This is a genomic window from Deltaproteobacteria bacterium (assembly GCA_016875225.1).
GTDB lineage: Bacteria > Myxococcota_A > UBA9160 > SZUA-336 > SZUA-336 > VGRW01.
This window is the reverse complement of record VGRW01000118.1, coordinates 1-7,704: the sequence shown is the minus strand read 5'-3', so window position 1 is coordinate 7,704 and position 7,704 is coordinate 1. Positions and strand designations below refer to the sequence as shown.

Here is a 7,704-nt window from a genome sequence, read left to right as displayed (position 1 = left end):
CCCCGCGGTCTGACCTTCGACCAGCGGCTGCTCGCGGATCTCGACGATCTCGGAGACGCTGGGGTGGACGTGCAGAGTCACGTCGCCGTTCTCCGCGATCTGGGGCGTCACGTCGAGCGTCACGCCGACGGGAGTGATGCTCGGCGTGAAGGTCGTGACGGCGGACTGCCCCACGTTGGCGATCACCGAGACCTCCGTCTCGGCGATGAAGTAGACCTCGTTGCGCACCACCCTGACGATCGCCTTGTGGTTGTTGAGCGTCGCGATCCGCGGCGTCGAGACGACCCGCACGTCGGTCTGCAACGCCAGAGCGGCCAGCGTCACGCCGACCGTGTCGGTGGCGATGCCGAAGCTGAAGCCTCCGCTGGTCAGGACCGGCGCCAGGTCCGAGCTCGCGATCGCGTTGTCTCGCGCGAGTCCGCCGGTGATCGCCCGGACGATGGTCCCGATCGGGTGCTGTCCGTCTGCCGAGTCGAGATCGGGCGAGATCTCGACATCCAGGCCCAGATCGAGGTCGTCGCCGAGCGTGACCTCGACGATCTTCGTGTCGATCAGGACCTGACGGCCCAGGCTGCGTGTGATGAGCGCGAGATGGCGATCGACCTCTTCGAGCGTGGCCTCCGGCGCGGTCACGACCAGGAGGCCCGCCTGACGCGAGACCAGAACGCTGCTGGAGCTCGTCGCGGGAGCGGAGTCGACCGCGGCCGGATCCGCCTCGACCGTCGTCGGGACGTCACCGTCCACGAGGTGGCGCACGCCGCGCTCGACCTCGCTCCAGAAGTCCAGCGCGAGCTCGGTCGAGATCCCGGACGTGCTGGTGTCCTGCGACTGGCTGCCGCCGCCGCCCGAGTCGCCCCCCGACGAGGAATCGGAGCTGGAGATCGACTGCGCCACCGCGCCGCTGATGCTGAACGTGGAGGCTCCGACCTGCCGCGTGCTGGGGTAGTCGATCTGCCAGGTCCGGGTGACGCGATCGCCGCTCAGCACCCGGACCGTGCGGCCCTCGATCCGATACTGATAGCCGCGCGCGACCACGAGTTGCTGGAGCAGGTCGAGGAGCGACACGTTCTTCAGATCGGCATCGACGGTTCCGCGAACGCCGGGCTCGACGATCACGTTGATGGGAAGGTCGTGCGCGAGTCCGAGCAGCACGCCGACCAGATCCGCGTTCTGCACCGTGAGCGTGTAGCGGCCCTCGGACATCAGACGCACGATCGGATCGCGCGGGCGCTCGTCCGGCAGCGAGAGCATCCTCGGAGCCGGCGGCGCAGCGGCGTCAGCGGGAATCACGGCGTCGGCACTCGCGTCACCGGTCGGTGTCGGCGAAGGCGTGGACGCGCAGCCTAGGCCCAGAGCGGTCAAGCCGGCCAGGCAGAGGGGCAGGGCTCTCATCGTGGCATCTCCTCCTCGGAACCGTCGCGTTCGGACTCGTCGAGCCAGAGCGAGAACCGGCGTCCGTCGCGCTCGAGCACGACGCGTGCGGGCTCGATTCGCGCGACGACGAAGCCGTCGTACAGCTCGCCCTCGCTCCTGGCGTGGCTGCCGAGCCAGGCGACGCGCCGGCCGTCTCCGATCAGCAGGCCGGCCAGCGCGGGAATCCCGAGTCCTTCACGGCTGCCCTCGCGGGTGGGCAGGAACGGCGAACGAAGCGCGTCGAAGCTCTCGAGCAGAGACGCCAGCGCGGAGACGGCGAGCGCTGGCGGAGGCGGCAATTGCGCCTCGCTCGGATCCTGGCCGGCGGGCCCGCTCCCGTCCGACGCGCTCTCGTCATCGCTGGCCGCGACCGGCGTTCCGCCCCAGCCGCTGGAGAAGAACAGCCAGTTCTCGATGCCGATCGCGATCGTGGCGACGATCAGGAGCGTGGCGACGATTCGGCGCTTCATCTCGCGATCTCCCGGCTCCAGCAGGTGAGCGTGAGTTCGGAGCGGATCGCATCGCCGTCGCGCACCAGCCGCGCCGAATCGATCTGGATCGCGCGGCCCGTGGCGGCCAGCGCGTCGAACGCGTCTCGAAGCGCCTCGAAGTCGGCTCGCATCGCGACGTGGACGGAATTCGGGGTGAGCTCGAGCCCGCTGCTGCCGTCGAGCGCGGAGACGAGAAGGGGCGGGCGAACGCCGCCGTCTCCTTCGCGGGGGACCACGCGCACCCGGACGTCGCTCGCGCCTGCGGCCGCGAGCAGCGCCTCGAGATCGTGCCCGAGCTGCGCGCTCGGATCCGGTCCCAGCCAAGCCGCGTCGGATTCGAGCTCAACGAGCGCGGCGGCGATGCGTTGCCGCTCGCCCTCCTCGACGGGCGCGAGCGCGCGCTTGCGCTCTTCGAGGCGCGAGATCTCCTCGCTCTGCCGCTCTCGGGCCTCGATCGCCCGGCGCGCAAAGCCGCGGATCGGCCCGGCCGCGACGACCAGGGCGAGAAGCGGCAGGGCGACGATCGCGGCCAGAAGCCCGACATTCGTCCCGTCGAGAATGCCGGGGCGCCTACTCGTCATCGGGGTCTCCGGCCTCGACCGCGGCGACCCAGGCCGTGATCCGGAAGCGCGAATCGGCTCCGCTCGGCGCGGACTCGTCGATCGCGAGCCCGGTGACACGGAAGAGCGACAGCGCCGCCAGGCGCGCTCGCAGCCGCTCCGCGGCCTCGGCCGCCTCGGCCTCGCGCAGGCCCTCGGCGTCGAGCCAGATCTGCATGCCCCAGCCGTCCGCCTCGCGCGCGATCTCCAGCCGCTCCACGAACAGGTGCTCGGGCATCAGCCCGCCGAGCACGACGAGCAGCGCCGACCAGGGCGGCTCCGGCCGGGCGAGGGTCGCCGCGGCGTCGAGCACTCGCTGCGCTCGCTCCCGCTCCCCCGAGAGTCGCGAGAGGGACTCCCGCTCGCCGTCCCAGCGCCGCGCCTCGGCCGCGACGCGCTCCGCTGCCGCGGAGAGCAGAGCCGCGCCCCAGAGCGGGTAGGCGACCGAGAGCAGCGCGAGCAGACACGACGCGATCGCGAGGCCGACGAGCCGGCGCCGCGCGACGGCGCGGCGTCTCGGAACCGCGCTCTCCACTGGCAGGAGCGAGGCCTCGGCGCTCGATCCGCCGAGCGCGAGCGCCCCCAGCGCCACGGCCGCGGCGGGATTCGGTGCCGCTCGCAGCGCCGCGAGCGGCGCGCTGCCCAGCCGCATGAGCTCACGGCTCTGGTTCGCGACGAGCGCGTGCGCCAGCGAGTCGAGCCCGACCAGGGGCCCGCAGACGCAGATGCGTGTAACCTTGCCCAGCGCCAGGTGCCGCTCGACGTAGGTGAACGTGCGCTCGAGCTCGACGGTGACGTGCTCGACGAACTGATGCTCGGCTTCCTGCCAGGCGACCGCGTCCGCGGGCGCGTCGTCGATCGCGGCGCCGAATCCGAGCTTGAGCGGGATCTGGCGGTCGAAGCGCCAGCCCTCGGCATCGGCCACGACGCAATGACTCCACTCCTCCTCGATCCAGAGGATCGCGGTCAGCCCCGCCTCCGCGGGTGGAGGCAGCAGCCGCGCGAGTCCCCCGAGCGCGAGGCCGAGCGGGAGCAGGCGCGCCGCACGGATCCCTCGGGAAGCGAGCTCTGCGTCGACCTCCGCGCAGACGTCCTTGGGTCCCGAGACCAGCCAGAGCACGCTGCCCGCGGCGCTGTTTCGGATCAGGCCCGACACGTGCAGCGCTTCGCGATCCTCGCCCTGCAGGTCCTCGCTGCGCCGCGCCTCGATCCGCCGCGCCTCGCGGGCTCGGACGCCGGGAAGGTCGAGCCGCGAGATCCGGATCTCGGGCACGTGGACGACCACCTCGACGCGGCCGCGCGCCTGCTCCGCGCCGGAGCCCGGGCCGACTCCGGAGTCGAGCGCGAATCCCGAGCCGGGAAGGTCCGAGGCGCGCGCCCACGCGAAATCGCCCCCGATCGGGTGCAGCACGGTGCGGACCGGCAGGCGCGCGAGCAGGCTCGAGATCGCTCGCCCCGAAGTCACGGCTGCACCAGCGTGACGGTCGCGGCGTTGTTTCCGGAGCGGATCGCGAGCACCGAGGTCGCCGACGCGCCGGCCCAGCTTCCGACGCCGCTCACGACCAGCGCGTGCACGCCGAGCGGAACCGAGGCGCGGCTGAACGGCCCGACGCCGGAGAGCGCCGCGCTCGAGATGGCGCCGTTCGAGGTGATCGCGAGCTGCGCGCTCGCCTCGGCCGCGCCGAGCGCGACGGTCGTGGCGGGATTCGTGTTCGGAATGCCGAGCACCGTGACCACGAGCGCTCCGCTGGTCGGCGGCGCGGTCGCGGGGTAGATCAGGTCGTCCGCGGTGCCGAAGAGGTGGTCCTCTCCGGCGCTCGTCACGCGCGCGGTGCCCGCGGTGTACGCGAGCGCGACGCCCCACGCGTCCTGCGAAAGGTCCGCGAGCGGCTGCGTCTGCTGCACGTACGGGCCGCTCCAGCCCGCGCCGTAGCCGAAGGCGGTGATTGCGAACGCCGGCTGCGCGCCCTGGACCAGAAGATCGCCGAGCGCGGGCGGAAGATTGCCCATGTCGCCCAGGTAGCCGAAGCGGCCTTCGGCCGGGTCGCCGATCATCCCGTCGACGAGCCGCTGCAGGCGCTCGGTCGTCTCCTCCCGGCGCGCGGCCGTCATGTTTCGCACCACGAGCGGCGCGGTCGCGCCAGCGAGGATCGCCAGGATCGCGACCGCGACCAGGATCTCGATCAGCGAGAACCCCGCTTCGCAGCGCTCAGCCCGCATTGAGATTCCCCATCGCCTCGTAGAGCGGCGCGAAGAAGGAGAGGATGATCGTCAGCAGGACCGCGCCGAGCGCGACGATCACGGCGGTGTTGAAGAGCGCGATCGAGCGCTCGATCACGGCCGGCACCTCGCGGTCGTAGAAGTACGCCGCGCGCTCTAGCGCCGCGTCGATGTCGCCGGTCGCCTCGCCGACGCCGAGCATGCGCAGCACCATCGGCGGCACCACGCCCGGCGCGCGCAGCGCGTCGACGAGTCCGGAGCCGCGCGTGACCTTCTCCCGCGCGCTCTGGACCACGTCGCGGATCAGGCGGTTCTGCACGATCTCGGCGGTGATCTCGAGCGCGTCCAGGATCGGAAGGCCGGCGGCGTAGAGCAGCCCCAGGTTGTGGCAGAGTCGGGACATGTCGAGGCCGACCGCGAGCGTTCGCGCGAGCGGGATGCGAAGCGCGGCGCGGTCGCGCGCGCGCCTTCCGTGCTCGGAGCGCTGCCAGACGACCAGGCCCGCGCCGGCGACCGCGCCGAAGCCGAGCAGGATCGGCCACCAGGCGAAGACCGCCTGTTGCGTCCAGACGATCGCGCGAAGCGGCAGGGGGATCGCGACGCGAAGCTCGAGGAAGATGCCGACGAAGCGCGGCAGCACGAAGAGCGCGAGCAGAGCGCAGAGCCCGAAGAGCCCCGCGCCGACGACGACCGGATACACCATCGCGGAGCGCACCTGACGGCGGAGGTCCTCGCGCCACTCGAGGTAGGCGACCAGGTTGCGCAGCACGACATCGAGCTTGCCGGTCTTCTCGCCGGCGCGGACCACGGCGAGCATCAGCGGCGAGAACAGCTTCGGCAGCTGCGCGAGGGATTCGGAGAGCGTGGATCCGGTCTCGACGCGCCGCGCGATCTCGGCGACCTCGACCGCGAGCGGGTTCGCTTCGTCCTCGTGCAGGTCGTGCAGGCCGCGCGCGATCGGAACCCCGGCTCCGACCAGCACACCGAGGTGGTAGAAGAAGTCGCTGACCACGCGCGCGGGCACGCGCCGCGTGCCGCGAAGCGGTCGCGCCCGGACCAGCACCAGGCCGCGGCCCGCGAGCGTCCGGTCGATCTCGTGATCGTCGCTCGCCACCAGCACGCCCGTGCTGCGCACCCCGGAGGCGTCGACCGCGGAGAAGCTGAAGCGCTGCACGGCTCAGTCCCCCGACGTCACGCGCCCGACTTCCTCGGGAGAGATCTCGCCGCCGCGAGCGCGCCGCAGCGCCGCGTCGCGGAGCGATTCGAAGCCCGCCGCGCGCGCGGTCGCGACGATCTGGTCGCTGTCCGCGTCCGCGCCGATCAGGCGCGCGATCGGCGGGCCGACCTCCAGCACCTCGAACAGCGCGCCGCGCCCGCGCGAGCCCGTGCCCCGGCACGAATCACAGCCCTTCGCGCGGTACAGCGTGTCGGAGGGCGCCAGCCCGAGCGCGTCGACCTCGTGCGCGGTCGGCTCGCAGGCGTAGCGGCAGTCGGGGCAGAGCAGCCGGACCAGCCGCTGCGCCACCACGACGAGCAGGCAGCTCGCGGTCAGGTAGGAGGGCAAGCCGAGGTCGCGAAGCCGCGCGATCGAGCGCACCGCGTCGTTGGTGTGCAGCGTCGAGAGCACCAGGTGGCCGGTGAGCGCGGCGCGGATCGCGATCGAGGCGGTCTCGGCGTCGCGCATCTCGCCGACCAGGATCACGTCCGGATCGTGGCGCAGGATCGAGCGCAAGCCGGTCGGGAACGTGAGGCCGGCGCGCTCGTTGATCTGGCACTGCGTGACCAGCGGCATCTGGTACTCGACCGGATCTTCGAGCGTGATCGTCTTGCGCTCGCTGGTGGAGACCGCGCGCAGCAGCCCGTAGAGCGTGGTCGTCTTGCCGGAGCCCGTCGGACCCGTGACCAGGATCAGGCCGTTGGGCCGGGCCGCGGCTCGTTCGAGCACGTCGACCTCGTGCTTGGACAGGCCCAGGGACTCGAGCGACCGCTGCGCGCGCGACGGGTCGAGGATCCGCAGCACCACGGACTCGCCGAGCACGGTCGGAAAGGTCGAGACGCGAAGCTCGATCTTCTTGCCGTCGGTCTCGAAGCGGATCTTGCCGTCCTGGGGCAGCCGGGTCTCGGTGATGTCGAGACCCGCCATGACCTTCACTCGCGCGACCACCGCCGCCATCAGAGCGGCGGGCAGGGTCGCCCCGCGGCGCAGCTCTCCGTTCACGCGCAGCCGCACGCGGAGCACTTTCTCGTCGGGCTCCATGTGCACGTCGGTGGCCTCCTCGCCGATCGCCGAGGACAGCAGCCGCTCGACCAGCGCGATCACGCCCGCCTCGCTCGCGGTCTCGCCGCCGACCGAGCGCGACGCCTCTTCGATCGCGGCCTCGAGCTCCTCGTCGATTCCGCTGCGGTAGAACGAGGCGATCGCGCGGCGGATCCGCCCGCGCGGCGCCGAGACCGCGCGCACGAAGAGCCCCGACGCGCGCTGCACGCGGTCGATCGCGATGATGTCGGTCGGGTTCGCCATCGCCAGCACGAGCGCCGACTGCTCGACGCGGAGCGGCAGCACGTCGCACTCGGTCGCGAGCTTCTGCGGGACCAGCTCGAGCACCTCGGCCGAAGGGTGCTCGCGGGGCAAGTCGACGTGCTCGATCCCGCTCTGGGCCGCGAGAGAGCGCGCGATCGAGTCCTCGCTCACCAGGCCGAGCGACGTAAGGATCGTTCCGAGCTTGCCGCCGACCCTGCGCTGCTCGGCGAGCGCGAGCTCGAGCTGCTCGGGCGTGATCGCCCCGTCCTGGATCAGCAGCTGGCCGAGCTTCGAAGACACGGTTCCCCTCGCAGATGCCCTCGGTGGCCACCTAAAACCGGCCAGTGAGGGCGGGCTGAAAACCGGCCAGTCGAAGGGAGCGCGTCCGGGACGTTGACAGCGCGGGGCCCGATCGGGTCCACCGCGCGGATGAGCAACGTCTTGGCGAAAGAGAAGCGAG

The 7,704-nt window shown here is 72.1% G+C and carries 7 protein-coding genes; all 7 read right to left on the bottom strand.

Annotation, left to right across the window (positions count from 1 at the left end; translation table 11 throughout):
• Nucleotides 1-1,392 (bottom strand): hypothetical protein (locus tag FJ108_17230; GenBank protein MBM4337633.1); only part of this gene is annotated, 1,392 nt, incomplete at its 3' end.
• Nucleotides 1,389-1,883, bottom strand: a complete 495-nt coding sequence (locus FJ108_17225) for a hypothetical protein (GenBank protein ID MBM4337632.1) — start codon at nt 1,881-1,883, stop codon at nt 1,389-1,391. The genes FJ108_17230 and FJ108_17225, both read right to left, overlap by 4 nt.
• Nucleotides 1,880-2,485 carry a hypothetical protein gene (locus FJ108_17220; GenBank protein MBM4337631.1) on the bottom strand — a complete coding sequence of 202 codons (606 nt, stop codon included), beginning with the start codon at nt 2,483-2,485 and terminating at the stop codon, nt 1,880-1,882. Before FJ108_17220 ends, FJ108_17225 begins: the two co-directional genes overlap by 4 nt.
• On the bottom strand, nt 2,475-3,968 hold the full coding sequence (locus tag FJ108_17215; protein MBM4337630.1) for a hypothetical protein: 1,494 nt from the start codon (nt 3,966-3,968) through the stop codon (nt 2,475-2,477). Before FJ108_17215 ends, FJ108_17220 begins: the two co-directional genes overlap by 11 nt.
• A complete protein-coding gene (locus FJ108_17210) occupies nt 3,965-4,723 on the bottom strand; it encodes a type II secretion system protein (GenBank protein MBM4337629.1) in 759 nt (252 codons plus the stop codon). The genes FJ108_17215 and FJ108_17210 overlap by 4 nt, the downstream gene beginning before the upstream one ends.
• Nucleotides 4,713-5,897 carry a type II secretion system F family protein gene (locus FJ108_17205; GenBank protein ID MBM4337628.1) on the bottom strand — a complete coding sequence of 395 codons (1,185 nt, stop codon included), beginning with the start codon at nt 5,895-5,897 and terminating at the stop codon, nt 4,713-4,715. The genes FJ108_17210 and FJ108_17205 overlap by 11 nt, the downstream gene beginning before the upstream one ends.
• Nucleotides 5,898-5,900: 3 nt before the next feature.
• The coding region (locus FJ108_17200) for a type II secretion system protein GspE (GenBank protein ID MBM4337627.1) at nt 5,901-7,704 on the bottom strand (1,804 nt) is incomplete at its 5' end.

Excerpts from the sequence above, each read along its gene's own strand:
- FJ108_17225 (MBM4337632.1), bottom strand. The coding sequence starts at position 1,883 with ATGAAGCGCCGAATCGTCGCCACGCTCCTGATCGTCGCCACGATCGCG.
- FJ108_17220 (MBM4337631.1), bottom strand. The coding sequence starts at position 2,485 with ATGACGAGTAGGCGCCCCGGCATTCTCGACGGGACGAATGTCGGGCTT.
- FJ108_17210 (MBM4337629.1), bottom strand. The coding sequence starts at position 4,723 with ATGCGGGCTGAGCGCTGCGAAGCGGGGTTCTCGCTGATCGAGATCCTG.